Source organism: Streptomyces sp. NBC_01288 (assembly GCF_035982055.1).
Taxonomy (GTDB): domain Bacteria; phylum Actinomycetota; class Actinomycetes; order Streptomycetales; family Streptomycetaceae; genus Streptomyces.
This window is the reverse complement of record NZ_CP108427.1, coordinates 6,213,544-6,232,657: the sequence shown is the minus strand read 5'-3', so window position 1 is coordinate 6,232,657 and position 19,114 is coordinate 6,213,544. Positions and strand designations below refer to the sequence as shown.

Annotated in this window: 14 protein-coding genes; 4 read left to right on the top strand and 10 right to left on the bottom strand. The window is 71.3% G+C overall.

Annotated elements, in window-relative coordinates:
* Positions 1-122 precede the first annotated feature (122 nt).
* Positions 123-1,118 carry an RDD family protein gene (locus OG194_RS28135; protein WP_327403580.1) on the top strand — a complete coding sequence of 332 codons (996 nt, stop codon included), beginning with the start codon at positions 123-125 and terminating at the stop codon, positions 1,116-1,118.
* Between the two features lie 32 nt (positions 1,119-1,150).
* Here the strand turns inward: OG194_RS28135 and OG194_RS28130 are convergent, their stop codons facing one another.
* On the bottom strand, positions 1,151-1,765 hold the full coding sequence (locus tag OG194_RS28130) for a hypothetical protein (RefSeq protein ID WP_327403579.1): 615 nt from the start codon (positions 1,763-1,765) through the stop codon (positions 1,151-1,153).
* Positions 1,766-1,928: 163 nt separating this feature from the next.
* Positions 1,929-3,386: an adenosylhomocysteinase gene (ahcY, locus tag OG194_RS28125; protein ID WP_327403578.1), complete on the bottom strand. Its 1,458-nt coding sequence runs from the start codon at positions 3,384-3,386 to the stop codon at positions 1,929-1,931.
* 470 nt (positions 3,387-3,856) lie between these two features.
* Here ahcY and OG194_RS28120 point away from each other — a divergent pair, with 470 nt between their 5' ends.
* The gene (locus OG194_RS28120; RefSeq protein ID WP_327403577.1) at positions 3,857-6,112 is read left to right on the top strand and encodes a fructose-specific PTS transporter subunit EIIC; all 2,256 of its coding nucleotides are present in this window, start codon (positions 3,857-3,859) and stop codon (positions 6,110-6,112) included.
* Between the two features lie 92 nt (positions 6,113-6,204).
* Positions 6,205-6,894 carry a signal peptidase I gene (gene lepB, locus OG194_RS28115; RefSeq protein ID WP_327403576.1) on the top strand — a complete coding sequence of 230 codons (690 nt, stop codon included), beginning with the start codon at positions 6,205-6,207 and terminating at the stop codon, positions 6,892-6,894.
* A gap of 61 nt (positions 6,895-6,955) precedes the next feature.
* On the opposite strand, the gene OG194_RS28110 is transcribed toward lepB, so the two are convergent.
* The 6 genes from OG194_RS28110 to OG194_RS28085 form a co-directional block, all read right to left on the bottom strand.
* Positions 6,956-7,936 (bottom strand): cation diffusion facilitator family transporter, encoded by a 981-nt coding sequence (locus tag OG194_RS28110; protein ID WP_327403575.1) that lies wholly within the window; start codon positions 7,934-7,936, stop codon positions 6,956-6,958.
* 151 nt (positions 7,937-8,087) lie between these two features.
* Positions 8,088-9,239, bottom strand: coding sequence for a mannose-6-phosphate isomerase, class I (manA, locus tag OG194_RS28105; RefSeq protein ID WP_327403574.1), 1,152 nt, complete (start codon positions 9,237-9,239; stop codon positions 8,088-8,090).
* 109 nt (positions 9,240-9,348) lie between these two features.
* On the bottom strand, positions 9,349-10,476 hold the full coding sequence (locus OG194_RS28100; RefSeq protein ID WP_327403573.1) for an SIS domain-containing protein: 1,128 nt from the start codon (positions 10,474-10,476) through the stop codon (positions 9,349-9,351).
* Between the two features lie 31 nt (positions 10,477-10,507).
* Positions 10,508-10,678 carry a Trm112 family protein gene (locus OG194_RS28095; RefSeq protein WP_327403572.1) on the bottom strand — a complete coding sequence of 57 codons (171 nt, stop codon included), beginning with the start codon at positions 10,676-10,678 and terminating at the stop codon, positions 10,508-10,510.
* Between the two features lie 390 nt (positions 10,679-11,068).
* Positions 11,069-12,433 (bottom strand): phosphomannomutase/phosphoglucomutase, encoded by a 1,365-nt coding sequence (locus OG194_RS28090; protein WP_327403571.1) that lies wholly within the window; start codon positions 12,431-12,433, stop codon positions 11,069-11,071.
* Between the two features lie 216 nt (positions 12,434-12,649).
* Positions 12,650-13,081 (bottom strand): DUF3499 domain-containing protein, encoded by a 432-nt coding sequence (locus OG194_RS28085; protein ID WP_327407232.1) that lies wholly within the window; start codon positions 13,079-13,081, stop codon positions 12,650-12,652.
* 279 nt (positions 13,082-13,360) lie between these two features.
* On the opposite strand from OG194_RS28085, the gene OG194_RS28080 reads away from it, so the two are divergent.
* Positions 13,361-13,810, top strand: coding sequence for a metallopeptidase family protein (locus OG194_RS28080; RefSeq protein ID WP_327407231.1), 450 nt, complete (start codon positions 13,361-13,363; stop codon positions 13,808-13,810).
* 30 nt (positions 13,811-13,840) lie between these two features.
* Here OG194_RS28080 and OG194_RS28075 read toward each other — a convergent pair whose 3' ends face one another.
* Entirely contained in the window at positions 13,841-15,331 is a 1,491-nt protein-coding gene (locus OG194_RS28075; RefSeq protein ID WP_327403570.1) for a DUF5719 family protein, read from the bottom strand.
* Positions 15,328-19,071 (bottom strand): glycosyltransferase, encoded by a 3,744-nt coding sequence (locus OG194_RS28070; protein ID WP_327403569.1) that lies wholly within the window; start codon positions 19,069-19,071, stop codon positions 15,328-15,330. Before OG194_RS28070 ends, OG194_RS28075 begins: the two co-directional genes overlap by 4 nt.
* Positions 19,072-19,114 lie beyond the last annotated feature (43 nt).

Genomic DNA, 19,114 nt, shown 5'->3' with positions numbered 1-19,114 from the left:
GCCTGCTCCTCGGCTGCTCGTCGACTGCTGGTCCGGGATCAGCTTGTCGTACTGGGGCGCGATGTGCCCTCAGCTTGGCAGACTGGCTGTTCCAGGGGCAGGGCAGGGGAAGGGCGGCAGGCGTGAGTGAGCTGGTGACGGGCGAGGCGGTGGCGCTGGAGTTGCGCCCCGCGAGGCTGCCCAGCAGGGCGCTGGCGGTGTTGCTCGATCTGATCGTGGCCATCGCCGCTTACACCGGCGTGACCGTGGCGCTGGTGTTTTCCACCGCTTCTTTGGACGACGCGGCGCAGGTCGCGATGTCGATCGCGGCCTTTGTGCTGGTGCTGGTCGGCGGTCCCATAGCGGTGGAGACGCTGAGCCATGGGCGTTCGCTCGGGAAGCTGGCGTTCGGGCTGCGCGTGGTGCGGGACGACGGCGGGCCGATCCGGTTCCGGCACGCGCTCGTGCGGGGTGCGATCGGTGTGATCGAGATCCTGATGACCTTCGGGGTAGTCGCCTGTATCGCCTCGCTCGTCTCGGCGCGCGGTCGGCGGCTCGGGGACGTGTTCGCGGGCACTCTGGTCGTACGGGAAAGGGTGTCCGCCGGTCAGACGGCCTTTGTGCCGCCTCCGCCGCCGTGGCTGACGGGACGTTTCGCCGAGCTTGATCTGTCCGCCGTTCCGGACGGGTTGTGGCTGGCCATCCGGCAGTACCTGACGCGGATGCAGCAGCTGGATCCGCAGGTCGGCTGGGCCATGGCCGAGCGGCTCGCCGCGGACCTCGTGGCTCGTACGGGCGCTCCGGCTCCGCACGGTGTTCCGCCGGCCGCGTATCTGGCGGCGGTGGTGCAGGAGCGGCAGGCGCGGGATGTGCGGCGGGCCTTCGGGAACGGCGCGGTCGGGGGCGTACCGGCCGGCGGATTCGGGCCCGCGGCGGGTGTGCCGGGTGCCTTCGGCAACTCGGCGTTCCAACCGGCGCCGGCTCCTCAGCAGCCGTACGGTTCAACTCCCCCGATTTGGCGTGCCCCTGCGGCAGGTGCGGGAGCCGATCAAGTCGCGCCCAGCCCCGAGCCGCCGGCGCCGCAGAACACAGCGCCCGCAGAACCCCGGTCCTCCACCGGATTCGCGCCGCCCGCCTGACTCCCCTCGCCGCCACCCCGCAACGCCGTCGCTCAGTCGAAGACGGACGGCGGCGTCTCCAGTTCCTCCAGCTCGATGCCGGGTGCCGCGAGCACCACGTCGCCGGCGATGTGTACGGCGTGCTGCTCGCCCGTGTCCAGGGCTGTGACCTGGTATTCGTCCACGGTCAGAGGGCCGTTGTCAGTGCCGTGTGTTTCTCTTTTCAGCAAGGCCCAGGACTGGTCCACGGTGCGGGGGGCGAGGACCGGTTCCGTGAGGCTGACCAGGCGGACGCGGGTCGCGGAGGCGGAAGGGGTGAGGCGCAGGAGACGGGTGGTGGCGATGAGGAACGCGGGGGAGGTGCCGGTGAAGGCGTGCGCGCGGACATTGCCTTCGGTGGCATCGGTGCCGGTGGGGTCCGTGCGGACCCAGGTGACGCCGTCGAGAGCGGCGCCGCGCACCTGCCAGCTCGCCGCGTGGAGTTCCAGCCGGATGGGGCGGCCGAGTTCGTCGAGCGTGAGGTCGACGGAACCGCTGTGATCGCCCGAGGGGGTGGTGAGTTGGGAGACATAACGCCAGCCGGACGGGCCGGGGGCGCACTGGAAGTGTTCGTCAGCAAGGGGGGTGTGATCGTGCGGATCGTGGAGCGAATAACGGCCGCGGGGCATCGGGGTCCTGGGTCTTGACGGGCCGGTCCGGCCGACGGAGCCAAAGGGGCAGGCCCCCGGCACGGGGGTGCGGGGGCCTGCCTCGGAGGATCTGCTGCTGAAGACCTGCCGCTGAGAACCGCGTCAGTGCACGGACGCGGTCACAGCGGGCGGGGTCGCCGGATCAGTAGCGGTAGTGGTCCGACTTGTACGGGCCCTCGACCTCGACGCCGATGTACGACGCCTGCTCGGGGCGGAGCGTGGTCAGCTTCACGCCGAGCGCGTCCAGGTGGAGGCGGGCGACCTTCTCGTCGAGGTGCTTGGGCAGCACGTAGACGTCGGTCGGGTACTCCTCGGGCTTGGTGAACAGCTCGATCTGGGCCAGGGTCTGGTCCGCGAAGGAGTTGGACATCACGAACGAGGGGTGGCCGGTGGCGTTGCCCAGGTTCAGCAGGCGGCCCTCGGACAGCACGATGAGGACCTTGCCGTCGGGGAACTTCCAGGTGTGGACCTGCGGCTTGACCTCGTCCTTGACGATGCCCGGGATCTTCGCCAGGCCGGCCATGTCGATCTCGTTGTCGAAGTGACCGATGTTGCCGACGATCGCCTGGTGCTTCATCTTGGCCATGTCCGCGGCCATGATGATGTCCTTGTTGCCGGTCGTGGTGACGAAGATGTCGCCCTTGTCGACGACCTCGTCCAGCGTCGTGACCTGGTAGCCGTCCATCGCCGCCTGCAGTGCGCAGATCGGGTCGATCTCGGTGATGATCACGCGGGCGCCCTGTCCGCGCAGGGACTCCGCGCAGCCCTTGCCCACGTCGCCGTAGCCGAGGACGACCGCGGTCTTGCCGCCGATGAGGACGTCGGTGGCGCGGTTGATGCCGTCGATCAGGGAGTGGCGGCAGCCGTACTTGTTGTCGAACTTCGACTTGGTGACGGCGTCGTTCACGTTGATCGCCGGGAACAGGAGGGTGCCGTCACGGTGCATCTCGTAGAGACGGTGCACGCCGGTCGTGGTCTCCTCGGTCACGCCGCGGATCTCCGAGGCGAGCTGGGTCCACTTCTGCGAACCCTCGGAGATGGTGCGGGTCAGGACCTGGAGGACGACGCGGTGCTCGTCGGACTCGGCGGTGTCGAGGGAGGGGACCTTGCCGTCCTTCTCGTACTCGACGCCCTTGTGGACGAGCATCGTGGCGTCGCCGCCGTCGTCCAGGATCATGTTCGGGCCGCCGGTGGGGGTGTTCGGCCAGGTCAGCGCCTGCTCCGTGCACCACCAGTACTCCTCCAGGGTCTCGCCCTTCCAGGCGAAGACCGGAATGCCCTGGGGGTTCTCGGGCGTACCGTTCGGGCCGACGGCGATGGCGGCGGCCGCGTGGTCCTGGGTGGAGAAGATGTTGCAGGACACCCAGCGGACCTCGGCGCCGAGGGCGACCAGGGTCTCGATGAGGACGGCGGTCTGCACGGTCATGTGCAGCGAGCCCATGATGCGGGCGCCGACCAGCGGCTGGCTGGCGGCGAACTCGCGGCGGATCGACATCAGGCCGGGCATCTCGTGCTCGGCGAGGGTGATCTCCTTGCGGCCGAACTCGGCCAGAGAGAGATCGGCGACCTTGAAGTCCTGTCGGTTGTCGACAGTCGTCATTACGAGGAGCTCCTCGGAGTTGGGGCCTTGTGGATACGGCTGGTCTGCGCGGCAGCGGGCACAGGGGTGCCCGAGGAAGGGCACCGGAATGCCCCCGTACGCGCAGCGCAGTCCGTCGGAGGCCCTCTCTCCCTCGGTCGGTCCGCGTCGGGACCGCCCGACCGCCATCAGCAGCGACGTCTGGCTCCCACCCAAGCTACACCGGCGGACCCGGCCGCCCCCAGCCCACCTCCGGACGGATCCGGCCGAACTCCGGCGGGTGTCCGGTGTCGGACCGGGTTTCCGGGGGAGCCGCAGGAGAGTGCCCGCGAGCAGTGGGCGGAGGGGAGCGCACGACGGCGACCAGGGACTTCCGCGTCTTTGAGTCGGGCGTCGGATGTTGCAGGATGCACGGAGATCAGGAGCCTCTGATCAATCTTGCGGGACGTCCGGGACGGCGTTCCGCGCGACGAAGGTGTTAGGAGAACGACGTGACGAGTACGGCCGGCCCTCCCCCCACGGGCGGCGGCGATGGCGAGCGGCAGCGGTTGAGGCTGCTCGCGGTGACCGCGTGCCCGACCGGCATCGCCCACACGTACATGGCCGCGGAGAAACTCGCGCGGGCCGCCGAGAGCCGCGGCATCGACATGAAGGTGGAGACGCAGGGTTCCATCGGGGCTGAGAATGTCCTGGATGACAACGATGTCAGCACCGCGGACGGCGTCATCATCGCCGCGGACAAGGACGTGGACCTGAGCCGTTTCGTCGGCAAGCGGGTCCTCGTGGTCGGAGTCGCCGAGGGCATCCGGCATCCCGAACGGCTGATCGAGCAGGTGCGGTCCGCGCCCGTGCACACAGCGAGCGGTACAGCCTCGGCGACCGCGGCGCCGACCGGCAGGGAACGGAGCGTCGCGTACAAGGCGCTGATGAACGGCGTCAGTTACATGATCCCGTTCGTCGTGGTCGGCGGGCTGCTGATCGCGATCTCGCTGTCGCTCGGCGGCCACCCGGACCCCTCCGGCGGTCTGGTCATCCCGAAGGACTCCTTCTGGATGGACGTGAACAACATCGGCGTGATCGGTTTCACGCTGATGGTGCCGATCCTGTCCGGTTACATCGCCTACGCGATCGGCGACCGGCCCGCGCTGGTGCCGGGCATGATCGGCGGCTGGATCGCCAACACCGGTTCGCTGTACGACTCGAAGGCGGGCGCCGGGTTCATCGGGGCGATCGTGACCGGGTTCCTCGCCGGCTATCTGGTGCTGTGGATCAAGAAGGTCAAGGTCCCGAAGTTCGTACAGCCGATCATGCCGATCATCGTGATCCCGATCGTGGCGACGACGGCTCTCGGGCTGTTCTTCATCAACGTGATCGGGAAGCCCATCTCCTGGGTGTTCGAACACCTCACCAGCTGGCTCGGCGGGATGACCGGCACCAGCGCGATCCTGCTCGGCACGATCCTGGGGCTGATGATCGCGTTCGACATGGGCGGGCCGGTCAACAAGACGGCGTTCCTGTTCGGCGCGGGGCTCATCGCGACCGGCAACCAGGCCGTCATGGGCATGTGCGCGGCCGCGATCCCGGTGATGCCGCTCGGCCAGGGCCTGGCCACGCTGATACGGCAACGGTTCTACACCGAGCAGGAGCGGGAGACCGGTCTGGCCTCGCTGTTCATGGGCTGCTTCGGCATCTCCGAGGGCGCGATCCCGTTCGCGGCGGCGCGGCCCGCGCAGGTCATCCCCGCCAACATGCTGGGCGGCGCGGTGGCCGGTGCGATCGCCGGGCTCGCAGGGGTGAAGGACGCGGTGCCGCACGGCGGGCCGATCGTCGCGGTGCTGGGCGCGGTGAGCGGCGTACCGATGTTCTTCGTCGCGGTGGCGATCGGTACGGCGGTCACCGCGGTGACGACGGTCGCGCTGGCCGACGTGAGTGAGCGGAAGCGGCACGGGGCGCCCGTCGGGCACGGGGTCAGCGCGGACGAACCCGAGCTTGCGTTGGTCGGGGCCGGGGTCGGAACGCCGGGCGCCGGGGGCGTCGTAGCGGAGCGGGCTTCGCGTGGGGGCACGGCAACGGTCGGGTCGGCCGGGTCAAGTACGGGTGCTGCGGCTGCCGTTGAGACCATGGCCGACGCTGGCTCGGCCGGCATCGACTCAGCGAACTCGGGCTCGGCCAACTCCGGCTCGGCCGACGCTGAAGGCGCCCCCGGTTCCGGCTCCGGCTCCCCCGCCGCGAGCTCCGACCCGGAGATCCGCCCCGGAATTCTCCCCGAGGCTCTCCCTGAAGTTCCCCCCGAAGTCCTCTCCGGCTACCTCACCGAGCAGACCGTGAAGGTGGGGCTCGACGCGGGTGACAAGGAGGGCGTAATCCGGGAGATGGCCGGGCTGTTGGCGCGGACCGGGAAGGTCGTGGACGTCGAGGAGTTGGTGGCGACCGCGTTGCGGCGGGAGGCGCAGGGGACGACCGGGCTCGGGGAGGAGATCGCGATTCCGCATGCCAAGACGGATGCGGTGAGTGCGCCGGTGGTCGGGTTCGCGCGGTCGGCGGAGGGGGTCGAGTGGGGCTCCCTGGACGGCACGAAGGCCCGGCTGGTGTTCATGATCGCCGTGCCGGAGGCGGCCGCCGGTGATGAGCATCTGCGGATTCTGGCGCTGCTGTCGCGGAAGTTGATGGATGCCGGGTTCCGGGAGCGGCTGTCGGCGGCCGAGGACGAGTCGGCGGTGCTCGGTGTGCTGAGCGAGGTCGGCTAGCCGTCCGGTGTGGGCCCACGGCCGTCGCAGGTCGCGGGCCCGCACAGACTGTTCACAGAGACCCGCTACCCTCGCGCCCGCGGAAGTGCCGCATGGGGAGGGAAACGATGTCGGGCAAGGGGCGGGGACTCGGGGTCACGGCTGTCGTCGTGGGCGTGTTGGGGGTGCTGTTGGCGATCGGCGCACTCGTGTACGCGCGGAATTCCTACGGAAGTTCCACCATCAGCAGCCAGAGCATGGCGCCGACGTACATGCCGGGCGACCGGATCGTCTACGAGAAGGTCGGCGGCGGGGTGCACCGCGGTGACGTCGTGCTGTTCTCGGCGCCGGACCGCTACGGGTTCAGCGCGAGTGTGATGCAGCGGGTCGTCGGGGTGGGTGGCGACCGTGTGGTGTGCTGCACGGGTTCGGGCACGGCCGCGCGGATCACCGTGAACGGAAAGCCGCTGGCGGAGCCCTATGTGAAGCAGGGGGATGTCGACGGTGTGCACAAGACGTACGACGTGACGGTCCCGAAGGGGCGGCTGTTCCTGCTCGGTGACAACCGTGCGAACGCGATGGACTCGCGTTTCTTCGCGAGCGACCACGACGGGACGGTGGCCGAGTCCGCCGTCCGGGGCCGGGTGACCGACGACCGTACGGTCGCCTCCGGGATCGGGGCGGTGGTCATCGGCGGGGTCGTGCTCGCGCTGGTCGGTATCGGCCTGGGGATCGCCGCGTTCGTCGTACGGCGGCGGAGGGCGGCGCCGATCGCGCCGTGGCCCGTTCAGCAGAGCCAGTAACTGGAGCAGCAGGGCCCGTCGAGCGTCTCGGCCGGCCCTGCTGCCGTAGCAGCGGAGGGGCTCAGTGCTCGGCGGGGTGCTGGGCCGGGCCTCCCGGAGTCGCCTCGCGGTCCGCGCCCTTCGTTGCTTCGGACTCGCTGTAGATGTCGGGTTCGAGGTAGATCACGCGGGCGATCGGGACGGCTTCGCGGATGCGGGACTCGGCGGCGTTGATCGCGGTGGCGACCTCGGTGGCCGTGTCATCGTGCTGGACGGCGATCTTGGCGGCGACGAGCAGTTCCTCGGGGCCGAGGTGGAGCGTGCGCATGTGGATGATGCCGGTGACGGTGTGGCCGTCGACGATCGCGGTCTCGATCTTCTTGACGTCCTCGGGGCCGGCGGACTCGCCGAGCAGCAGGGACTTGGTCTCGGCGGCCAGGACCAGCGCGATCAGGATGAGCAGGATGCCGATGCAGAGGGTGCCGATGCCGTCCCAGACGCCGTCGCCGGTGAGCAGGGCCATGCCGACGCCGCCGAGGGCGAGGACCAGGCCGATGAGCGCGCCGAAGTCCTCCAGGAGGACGACGGGCAGCTCGGGGGCCTTGGCGCGGCGGATGAACTGCGACCAGGAGTGCGTGCCGCGCAGTTCGTTCGACTCCTTGATGGCCGTACGGAACGAGAAGCCCTCGGCGATGATCGCGAACACCAGGACGCCCACGGGCCAGTACCAGTGCTCCAGTTCGTGCGGGTGCCTGATCTTCTCGTAGCCCTCGTAGACGGCGAACATGCCGCCGACGGAGAAGAGGACGATCGAGACGAGGAAGGCGTAGATGTACCGCTCGCGGCCGTAGCCGAAGGGGTGTTGCGGGGTGGCCTCGCGCTGGGCCTTCTTGCCGCCGATGAGGAGCAGGGCCTGGTTGCCGGAGTCCGCGAGGGAGTGGACGCCCTCGGCGAGCATCGAGGACGAGCCGCTGAAGGCGAACGCCACGAACTTCGATACCGCGATCGCGAGATTGGCGCCGAGCGCCGCCACGATCGCCTTGGTGCCGCCTGACGCGCTCATGTGTTCGCGGTGTCCCTTCGCCTTCGTACGTCTTCGTCTACGTCGGACGTCTGCCCCGGATGGGCCGTCCGACGTCTTTGCCCGTCCTTTGCCGGTGGGCCATTCTTGCAGCCCTGCCCGGCGACGGCTCGTCAGGTATCCACAGGCCCGGTCATACGATCACAGTGGCGCGGAAGACCGTGCCTACGCCGGACACCTCGGCCTTGTCTCCTGCCGGGACGAAGACCGACTGGCCGGGCGTCAGTTCGAATTCGCCCGCCTTCACCACGCCGGCCGTGCAGAGCAGTATCTGCGGGGTGTCGAGGGTGAGGTCGTGGGCGCCGGTGCCCTCCGGGAGGACGTACCGGGACAGCCGGAACTCGTCGATGGGGGTCTCGTAGACCTCCTCGCCGTCGGGGGACGCCTCGGGGCGCAGCACTCCGGGGTCGCTCGCCTCGAAGCGGACGATGCGCAGGAGTTCGGGGACGTCGACGTGCTTGGGGGTGAGGCCGCAGCGCAGGACGTTGTCGGAGTTGGCCATGATCTCGACGCCGAGGCCGTTGAGGTAGGCGTGCGGGATGCCCGCGCCGAGGAACAGGGCCTCGCCGGGCTGGAGTCGGACGTGGTTCAGGAGCATGGCCGCGATGACACCGGGGTCGCCCGGGTAGTGGTGCGCGATGTCGGCGTAGGGCTCGTAGTCGCCGCCCAGACGCGTGCAGGCGGTCGCCGCCGCGGTGACCGTGTGGCGCATCTCCTCGGGGTCGGCGGTGAGGATCGCCGTGAGGACCTCGCGCAGGGCGGCTTCCTCGGGGTGTGCGTGCAGGAGGTCGACGTACGGCTTCAGGGAGTCGACGCCGAGACCCGCGAGCAGGTCGGCGGCGCGCAGCGGGTCGCGGAAGCCGCACAGGCCGTCGAACTCCGTGAGCGCGCAGATCAGTTCGGGCTTGTGGTTGGCGTCCTTGTAGTTGCGGTGCGGGGCGTCCACGGGGATGCCCCGGCGCTCCTCGTCGGCGTAACCCTCCTTCGCCTGCTCCAGGTTGGGGTGCACCTGGAGGGAGAGCGGGGCGCCGGCGGCGAGGATCTTCAGCAGGAAGGGCAGTCGCGGGCCGAACTTCGCGACCGCCTTCTCCCCCAACTCCCGCTCCGGAGCCGCCTCGATGACCTCGACGAGCGTCCCGCGCGCGGTGCGTGAGGGTGCTCCCGGGTGCGCGCCCATCCACATCTCCGCCTGCGGTTCGCCGTTCGGCTCGACGCCGAGCAGCTTGGGGATGGCGGTGGTGGAACCCCAGGCGTAGGGGCGGACGGTGTTGTCGAGGCGGTCCATGTGGCTCTCTACCGGTTCTCTCTGCGTACGACCCGAGGACGACCTGGGTACGACGTGGCTTCGCGCCCCGTACGACGCTGTACGGCGGCTCAGGGCTTCGACGACAGGATCAGGCGCCCGAGGCGAGCGCCAGGTAAACGGCGGCGAAATCCGTCATGGCGATCAGCTCCGCGAGGGTCTCCAACTCGCCGCCCTCTTCGGGCTCCAGCTCGCTGATCGGCGTGTCGTGGCTGAGGGCCAGGTCACGGGCGGTCGGAGCGGCCGTGAGGCCGCCGATCGGACGGTCCCGGAGCAGCACCACGCGTGCGTGCAGCGCGGGCGCTTCATCGACGCGATCCCTGAAGAAGTCGTCGGGGTCGGCACTGGCGGCGAGCGGGCCGGCCAGCAGCGCGTTGTGCTCGGCGAGCGCCTCGGGCAGTTCGGAGACGAGCGCGGGGCGACCGGCCAACTCGGCGAGCGCGGCGGCGAATCGGCGGCCCGCCGGGCCTGCCGACGTGCCCTCCGTCCAGATGACCGGGAGCGATTCGGCGAGTTCGGAGGCCAGGGTCTTCGCGGGATTGCTGTACGTCGCGACGGCGGGCCCGCAGCGCTCGGCGACCTGGTCGAGCCGGTCGGCGACCTTCTCCAGGGCCTCCGGAGGCGCGCTGAGCAGTCCCGTGCGGTCCAGGATCGCGAGGAGCGGGGTGAGCAGCGCCCAGAGGACTCCGGGGGCGGAGGCGGCCAACGGCTCGTCGTGTTCGTACGGTGCCGTCGCCATCGGTACGAAGAGGCCGTGCGCGCCGTCCACCGCCTCGGTGAGAGGGCTGCGGCTCGGTGCTACGGCTACGACGGTGCAGCCGCGGCGGTAGGCCTGCTCGGCGAGGAGGGACAGGCCGGGTTCGGTGCCGTCCGGGGTGGTGATCAGCAGCAGGTCCACGGAGCCCGCCCAGCCCGGGAGTTCCCAGCGCAGGGCGCCGGCCGCGGAGGCCACGCCGGTGGGTGCGAGGCGGGTGACGGGGCTGCTGGCACCCGCGAGTGTGCCGAGCAGGTCGGCGACGCAGATGGCGGCGGCGCCGGGGCCGGCGATCAGGATGGCGCGGGGGCGGCCGTCCGGTTTCAGGTCGTGGACGCCGGCCTCGGCGGCGTGCCGAGCGGCTGTGCGCACCCGTGCACCGGCTTCGGCGGCACCGCGGAGCAGGGCTCGGCGGTCGGCCTCGGCCAGTGCCTCCGGGGTGTCGAGCAGCGATTCGTCGAGCATGGGCGGCGGCCTCCGATCGCGTCGTCGTCGGTTACGCGGGGTGGCGGGCCTCGTCGACGAGCAGTACGGGGATGCCGTCCCGGACGGGGTAGGCCAGACCGCAGTCCGCACCGGTGCAGATCAGCTCGGTGTCCTGCTCCTTGAGGGGGGCGTGGCAGGCCGGGCAGGCCAGGATCTCCAGGAGGCCGGCTTCGAGCGGCATGAGGTGTCCCTCCGAGGGGTGTCTGCGACGCTTGGGCGGATGTGCCTGGTCAGGGTACCGCCGGTTGGTAGGGCTTGCCGGAGTTGGGCTCGGCGTACCTGGGGGCTGCCGCCCCCAGACCCCCGCGTCGGCCTGAACGGCCTCGTCCTCAAACGCCGGACGGGCTGGATGTGGCGGCCGGTGCTGGAGAGGTGGGCCCCCTCCGGGGTGGGTGGGGGTTGGGGACGGCCAACTCGGTCTGTGACGCCAGGCAAGCTGAAAATGCCGACCGGCGCCGCAGAGGTCTCCCCTCCGGGTAGGTGGGGTTTCAGGGCAGCGAACTCGGCCTCAGACGCCGGGCCACCTGGATCTACCGACCGGCACCGAGAAGAGCCCCCAGCCGAAGCGCCCTCAGCCCCTGATGATCCCCAGCACCTCGTCCCGCACCTTCCCCATCGTCGCCTCGTCCCGTGCCTCCGCGTTGAGCCGCAGCAGCGGTTCCGTGTTGGACGGGCGGACGTTGAACCACCAGTCGGCGGAGGAGACGGTGAGGCCGTCGAGTTCGTCGAGGGTGAGGTCGGTCTGGTTCTCGTAGGCGGTGCGGATCGCCGTGAGGCGGGCCTGTTGGTCGTCGACCGTGGAGTTGATCTCGCCGGAGCCCACGTAACGGTCGTACTGGTCCACGAGGGCGGACAGGGGGCCATCCTGGCCGCCGAGTGCGGCGAGGACGTGGAGGGCGGCCAGCATGCCCGTGTCGGCGTTCCAGAAGTCCTTGAAGTAGTAGTGCGCGGAGTGCTCGCCGCCGAAGATCGCGCCGGCCTTCGCCATCTCGGCCTTGATGAAGGAGTGGCCCACGCGTGTGCGTACCGGTGTGCCGCCGTTCTCCTTGACGACCTCGGGGACCGACCAGGAGGTGATCAGGTTGTGGATGATGACGCCCTTGCCGCCGTTCCTCGCCAGCTCGCGGGAGGCCACCAGGGCGGTGATCGCGGACGGTGAGACCGGGTCGCCGTTCTCGTCGACCACGAAGCAGCGGTCGGCGTCGCCGTCGAAGGCGATACCGAGGTCGGCGCCCTCCACGCGTACGCGTGCCTGGAGGTCGACGATGTTGGCCGGGTCGAGCGGGTTGGCCTCGTGGTTCGGGAACGTGCCGTCCAGCTCGAAGTACATCGGGACCAGGGTGAGCGGCAGGCCGGCGAACACCGTCGGGACCGTGTGGCCGCCCATGCCGTTGCCCGCGTCGACGACGACCTTCAGGGGGCGGATGGAGGTCAGGTCGACGAGGCCGCGGAGGTGCGCCGCGTAGTCCTCCAACGTGTCCCGCTGGGTGATCGTTCCCGTCGGTCCGGAGACCTCCGGCGCGCCCGAGTCCAGCCAGGACTCGACGAGTCGGCGGATCTCGGCGAGGCCGGTGTCCTGGCCCACGGGGGCCGCGCCCGCCCGGCACATCTTGATGCCGTTGTACTTCGCCGGGTTGTGCGAGGCCGTGAACATGGCGCCGGGCAGGTCGAACGCGCCCGACGCGTAGTACAGCTGGTCCGTGGAGCACAGGCCGATCTCGGTCACGTCGACGCCGCGGGCCGCCGCCCCGCGCGCGAAGGCTGCGGAGAGACCCGGGGACGAGGGCCGCATGTCGTGCCCGGTCACGATGGCGCTCGCGCCGGTCACTTGGACGAAGGCCGCTCCGAACAGCTCGGCCAACGACTCGTCCCACTGGTCCGGGACGACGCCCCGTACGTCGTACGCCTTCACAAGCTGTGACAGATCAGCAGACACGGCCAACCCTCCAGAAAGTCCTATCGGTCGCCCCAAACTACCCGCCAGGACCGGCATTCGACGTGCGGCAATGGAGCCGTCCACACACCGTTACCTCAGCTCAGGGCGGCATCTACCCGAGCGGCACAGGGTGGTTGGAGGAGCGACCGCGTGAATCGTTGAACGACGGGTTCACTGAACGACCGGATCGTTGAACGAACTCCGGGACGGACCGCGTCAGTTGTCCGGTGAGCGCAGCACCCGAAGGTGACCCCGGCGTGCGACCTCCATCGGGTCCACCGTGCGGGCCCCGCCTCCGCCGCCCGCGCCTGCCGCCCGCTCCTGGGGGCGGGCCGCCTCGCGCACGGCATTGGCGAGCGCTTCCAGGTCGTCGCCGGTCGGGCGGGCCGGGGCGGAGCTGTCGAGGAGGCGGACGACTTCCCAGCCGCGGGGCGCGGTGAGGCGCTCGGAGTGCTCGGCGCACAGGTCGTAGCAGTGGGGTTCGGCGTAGGTGGCGAGGGGGCCGAGGACCGCGGTCGAGTCGGCGTAGACGTACGTCAGCGTCGCGACGGCGGGGCGGCCGCAAGCGGTGCGCGAACAGCGACGTACGGGGCTCACGACGTTGGACGGTACCGCACTCTTGAGCGGGCCGCGACGACTCTCCCCCAGGTCACCCCACCGTGTCGGGCTGTGAAACGCCCCACACACCTCACCGACAACACGCGGCTGACCTGCACGAACACCCTCTCCCGAGATCTCGAACGGGGTCGGATCCGGTCACCACTCGGCACAAACACCGTCAATTGCCTTGAGAGGGACGGTCTTCGAGACCTACGGAATCGAGCCCAACCTTGGCTGGAATGGTCATCCGGCGACATGCCGTGCGGAGCGTCCGACGGCGGGTGGAGTCGGGCGGCCGGACCTGACGGGGACTACGCTTCACCAGTGATGGACACCCCCGTACCGCCCTCCGCCGCCGGCCCCGGGCCCCACCGCCGCGATCGCCACGGCCGGGGCATGCGCGGCCCGATCGCGCCGCCCCAGGTTCCGCTCGCCGCGAGCCGCGCCGACGCGTTCGCGGATCTGGTGCAGGACTCCGTGGAGCGCCTGGAGCGGCGCTGGCCGCAGCTGTCCGACATCGATTTCCTCGTCCTGGAAGTCCCTCGACTGGGTGGTGCGGGCGAGGGCTGGAACGACGAGTCGGTGCCCCTGGGAGGCACGATCGCCGCCCGCGAGGGCCAGCCCGCGCGCGTGGTGATCTACCGGCGCCCCGTCGAGATCCGCACGAAGGGGCGCGACGAACGGGCCGCCCTCGTCCACGAGATCGTCGTGGAGCAGGTCGCCGAACTGCTGGGGCTCACCCCGGAGACGGTCGATCCGCGCTACGGGGAGGACTGAGCCCTCCCCACGCGCGCGTGCCCCCGACTCCTACTTCTTCTGCAACACCGACAGGTCCTCGTCCGTCTGCGGCACCGACACTGTTCCCCGGTCGTCGGGCAGTGTCTGGATGGTGAAGCCCGGTACGCCCTCCTCGGTCGCCGACAGTGTGCGGGCCGCGTACACCGGGCCGCCCGACTGCGGTTCGACCGTCAGCGCGTAGGTGCCCTTCAGGCCTGCGGGGACCGGGAGTTCGACGTCCTCGGTGGTGCCGGCCTTGATCGTGTACGTCTTCGAGACGGGCGTACCGCCGCCGCTGCCCGCGGACGCGGTGACCTTGACCGTCGCGGTGCGGGTGGGCGCGACCAGGGACAGCGTGGAGCCCTTGGCGCTGTTGTCGGCGGACGTCGCGCGCGCGCCGACCTGGCCGGTCGCCGGGATGAACGCCGTCTCCTGCTTGCTGCCCTTGCCCCGTACGACCTTCAGCGCGGCGACGATCGGCACGGACTGGTCGGTCGGTGTCAGCACCAGGGAGCCCGGGTCGCCGCGCGTGACGTCGCCCAGGTCGACGGCGGTCGTCATGCCCGCCTTCACGTGCACGGTCTCGTGCCCGGCCGGCGTGATCATCCCCGTGGGTGACGACAGTCGCACCTTCAGGTCGGCGTCCGAGTCGCCCGGCGTGAAGGCGATCAGCCGCACGGAGGTGGCGTCCTTCGGGATGCCCGGCATCACCAGGCTGCCCGCCGGGTCCGTGGACGCGGCCAGCCAGTCGCCGCCGAGCTTGGAGTCGAGGGCCTGCACGGACGCGCCGACCCGGCCGCTGCGCACGCTCACATGCACGGTCAGGTCGGTCTCCGGGTCGTCGGTGAGCGTGGACAGCAGGATCGGCTCGCTGGCGTGCGGCTCGACCGTGATGCCCTCCCCCACCGTCGACTTGAGGTCGCCGTCCTTGCCGTAGAGCTCGATGTCGACGACGGCGGCGGAGTCGTCCGGGTTGGTGAGGTGCACGTAGTCGGTGCGGCCGGTGGCGGTGCTGGCGCCCGGGAACCAGAACTCGGTGTCCGGGGCGGTGCAGTTGACGCCCTGGAGGCCGCGGCCGTTGCCCGCGGCGACCTCGGTGGTCTCCTGGACGGACCAGCCGGGCGCGTACTTGCCCTCGGCGGTGCCGAGCAGCGCGGGTGCGTCGGCGCCGGAGCTGTCGCCGGTGGCCGGGGTGCCGGGGGCCTTCGGCTCCAGGACGGGCTTGGCGGGCTTCTTCTTGCTGCTCGTGCCGTCGCCCGACTCCTCGGTGGCGGACTGGAGTTCGGCCTTGCCGCCGCTGTCGGTGCCCGTCGTGACGGGCGTGAAGGACGTGTACGAGGTGTCGGCGAGGTCGGAGGTGCTGGGCGCCGGGCAGAGCAGGCTGGTGCGCTCCACGGGCAGCCGGGCGGCCGCCTTGGCGGTGCCGGTGCCGGACGCGGCCGGTGCCTTCATCTCGGCGAACCCGGTGACGGCGGCGAGCGCGACCACGCCGGCGAGGAGGGACAGGGTGGGGCGGTTCACTGCTGGCTCCCGTCGGGGCGCTCGTTGCCGTGCGGTCGTTGCTGCTGGTCCGGGTCGTACGTCGGGTCGTAGGCGGGGTCGTAGTTCGGGTCGTAGCCCTGGTTCTGCCCCTGGTTCTGCCCCTGGTTCGGGTCGTAGCCCGGGTCGTACGTCGGGTCGTACGCCGGTGTCGCGGGCTGGCCGCCGTACGCGTACGGGTCGTACTGGCCGGCCTGACCGGTCTGGTAGGGGTCCGCCTGGTACGACTGGTCGTAAGTACCGGGCGGGTACTGCTCGTTGGCCTGGTACTGCTCGCCGCCGTAGGTGCCGTACTCGGCGCCCGCGTAGCTCGCCGCGTCCCACTCGCCGTAGGACTGCTGCTGCGGGATCGCGACGACGGCCTCCTCCTCCGGAGGAGGCGTGGTGTTCGTCGCGAAGGCGTCGAACTGCCCGGTGTCCGCCGGGTCGTCGGTCTCGTCGGTGGATTCGGCCTCCGCCTGGGCGCGCAGGCGGCGGGCCCTGCGGCCCTCGCCCGCGACCGCCTGGGCCGGGATCAGCTCCTCCTCGGGGAGGTCGTCGTCGATCTCACGGCGGCGGCCCGGGAGGGCGAGCACGACGAGGACGAGGGCGAGTGCGCCCTGGGTCCACAGCCAGGCGGTGTGCCCGATCGGGTCGTCGTAGGTGACGTCCAACCTGCCGCCGGAGGCGGGGAGTTCGAAGCCCTGGGCCCAGCCGTCGACCGTGGTGCGGGTGAGCGGCTTGCCGTCCAGGGTGCCTGTCCAGCCCGCGGCGACGGAGTCGGCGAGGCGCAGGACACGGCCGGTGGCGCCGGACGGGATCGTGGTGTGGATGTCGACGGGTCCGGCGGCGACGGGCTTCGGGGTGCCGGAGCCGGTGACGATCGCCGCGCGGGAGACCTCCTCGTCCACCTGCCACAAGGCGCTGCCGTCGGCCTGGCTGAGCCTGCTGAGGCCGGGGGTGGCGTCCAGGACGCGGCTGACCTCGCGGGGCGCGCCCTTGTGGACGAGGACGTAGCGCACGGCGAAGCCGCCGAGTTCGTCGGCCTGGTCGGCGCCGGAGCCGGCGACGAGGTTGGCGACGACCTTGTCGAGCTTGGTGTTCTCGCCGTCCGCCGCGGCGAACTCGCCGTCTCCCATGCGGGTGCCGGAGCCGCGCACCAGCATGTAGCCGACGTGGGCGGCGGAGTCGCTGTCGAGGACGAGGGTGCGGGCCTGGTCCCGGGTGCCGCTCTCCTCGGCGACGAACGCGGGCACCTGGGTCGGGTCGTGGCGCTCCAGGGGGCCGTCGGCGCCGCGGATCATCCAGCCTGCGGCGACGAGCAGCGGGCCCGCGGCCGAGGCGAAGGCGATCAGGACGGCCACCGGCTGGCGCCAGCCGAAGCTCTGCTCGGCCACACGCGCGCGTGCCCCGTCGGCGCCGAGCGCGGCGGCGGCGAGGAGGGCGAGGCCGTAGACGAGGGTCGCGGGGCCCGCCCAGGTGGAGCTGTTGGACAGGACGGCGAAGACGAGGCCCACCAGGGCGACGCCCCAGGCCGTCCAGATGCCGAACTGACGCTCACTGCGCAGCAGGGCGGCGAGCGCGGCCAGGACGATGCCGATGAGCATCAGGCCGCTGACCGTGCCGGGGCCGCCCGGGCTGGCGCCGAGCAGGTCGAGGGGGGACGCGGACCCGGAGCCGTACTCCAGGCCTGCCTGCTGGAAGAAGCCGAACGGGAGCAGGGTCAGCGACCAGGGCGCCAGCATCAGCAGCGGGGTGCCGTACTGGGCCAGGAAGCGCGGTCCGTAGCCGACGAGGTCGCCGCGGCGCACGGCCAGCAGCGCGACGCCCAGGAGCAGCGTGATGGGCCAGATGATCGGCGTGAAGGCCGTGGTGACCGTCAGGAGCAGGGCGTACGCCCAGGTGGCGCGCCAGCTGCCGCGGGCCCCGGAGGCGTGCGTGAGGCCGCTGGCCGCGATGCCCGCGCGGGCCATCAGCGGGAGCAGCACGGCGAGCACGGCGGTGCCGATGTGGCCGCCCGCGAGGGCGCCGGTGGCGGCGGGCAGGAAGGCGTAGACGACGGCCGCCCACGCGCGCAGCAGGCGCGACTCGACGAGCGGGCGGGACGCGAAGTAGGCGGTGAACCCGGCCAGCGGGACCGACGCGACCAGGAGGACCGTGACCGCGAAGCCGGTCGAGCCGAAGAGCAGCGAGGAGAGCATCGCGACGAACGCGAGGTACGGCGGCGCGGACGGGGTGCCGCCGACGCCCACCGGGTGCCAGGAGTCCAGGAAGCGCGACCACAGCTCGCCGGAGTCGCCCGGGGCGGGCAGCAGCGCGCCGCCCGTGAGCGCGCCGCTGGCGAGCAGGCCGCGGCAGGCGACGAGGGAGACGAGCAGCAGCACCAGGAACAGCACCGGGCCCGGCTTGCGGGCGATGCGCTTCACGCGCGCGAACTGCTCGATCTCCAGGAAGTCCGCGTCGTCGCCGCCGGGTCCGGACTCGACGGCACCGCCGTGCCGGCCGGCTCCGGAGGTGATCTCGGGGTCGGAGGTGTCGACGAAGCTTCCGGCGACCTGTTCGAAGGTGGCCCGCACGGTCGCGCCGGGCGGCGGGAACAGGGGCCGCAGTTCGGCCTTGTCGATCTGGGCGCCGGCGCGCCTGCGCCTGCCGGCGAGGATCCGCTCGGGGCGCAACAGGGTCCCCAGGAGGCCGCGGATCTCGTCGAGGGCCTGTCCGGGGACCTTGCCGACGAGGTTGGCGACGGTCCGCAGCAGTGTGCCGACGACGACCCTGACGAGCACCCAGGGCAGCACTGCCGTACGGCTGTTGACGAGCAGGGTGTAGACCGCGCCGGCCTTGTCGACCTTGTGCGGGGAGGCGACGGTGCGGCCCGCGCAGTCGACGGCGCGGCGCTCGCGGGAGGCCGCCTCGGCGTGCCGGACGACCGCCTCGGGGGCGACCAGGACGCGGTGGCCGGCGGCGGTTGCGCGCCAGCACAGGTCGACGTCGTCGCGCATCAGGGGCAACCGGCGGTCGAAGCCGCCGAGTTCGTCGAAGACGTCGCGCCGGACGAGCATGCCGGCGGTGGACACGGACAGCACGGGCCGTACGTGGTCGTGCTGTCCCTGGTCCTGTTCGCGGCGGTCCAGGCCGGTCCAGCGGCGGCCGGAGTGAGCGATGGTGACGCCGACCTCCAGCAGCTGCCGCCGGTCGTACCAGCCGCGCAGCTTGGGGCCTACGACGGCCACGTCGTCGCGGCCCAGCTCGTACTCCTGGTCCACGACCCGCAGCAGTTGCGCCAGGGCGTCGGGCTCCGGGGCGGAGTCGTCGTGCAGCAGCCACAGCCACTGGACGGGCTCGCCGTACGGGAGTTCGGGCATGTCGTAGGCGTCGTCGCGCCACGTGCGCGTGACGGGGTCCCAGCCGCTGGGGCGCTTCAGGTACAGCAGCTCGTCCGGGGTCAGCAGGGGCGCGATGCGGTTGGCCTCCTCGACGGCCTGGCCGAAGCCGGTGCGCCGGGCGAGGTGGAGCACGCGGTCGGCGCCGAGGGCGTCGGTGACCAGCTGGGCGGAGTCGTCCGCGCTGCCGGTGTCGGCGGCCATGACGCTCTGCACGGGGCGCTCCTGGCCGAGCAGCCCGGCGAGCGCGTCGGGCAGCCAGCGGGCGCCGTCGTGGGAGACGAGCACCGCGGTCACCACGTGACGCGGGAACTCAGGAGTGGCAGCGTCGTGTTGGCCTGCCGTGTGGCTGTGCACGGACATCGAGGTACGGGCCCCGGTTCGATGGACTGCGGTGGACGCCCGT

Coding starts and splice junctions, on each gene's coding strand:
- OG194_RS28130 (WP_327403579.1), bottom strand. CDS start 1,765: ATGCCCCGCGGCCGTTATTCGCTCCACGATCCGCACGATCACACCCCC.
- ahcY (WP_327403578.1), bottom strand. CDS start 3,386: ATGACGACTGTCGACAACCGACAGGACTTCAAGGTCGCCGATCTCTCT.
- lepB (WP_327403576.1), top strand. CDS start 6,205: ATGGGGAGGGAAACGATGTCGGGCAAGGGGCGGGGACTCGGGGTCACG.
- OG194_RS28110 (WP_327403575.1), bottom strand. CDS start 7,936: ATGAGCGCGTCAGGCGGCACCAAGGCGATCGTGGCGGCGCTCGGCGCC.
- manA (WP_327403574.1), bottom strand. CDS start 9,239: ATGGACCGCCTCGACAACACCGTCCGCCCCTACGCCTGGGGTTCCACC.
- OG194_RS28100 (WP_327403573.1), bottom strand. CDS start 10,476: ATGCTCGACGAATCGCTGCTCGACACCCCGGAGGCACTGGCCGAGGCC.
- OG194_RS28095 (WP_327403572.1), bottom strand. CDS start 10,678: ATGCCGCTCGAAGCCGGCCTCCTGGAGATCCTGGCCTGCCCGGCCTGC.
- OG194_RS28080 (WP_327407231.1), top strand. CDS start 13,361: ATGGACACCCCCGTACCGCCCTCCGCCGCCGGCCCCGGGCCCCACCGC.
- OG194_RS28070 (WP_327403569.1), bottom strand. CDS start 19,071: ATGTCCGTGCACAGCCACACGGCAGGCCAACACGACGCTGCCACTCCT.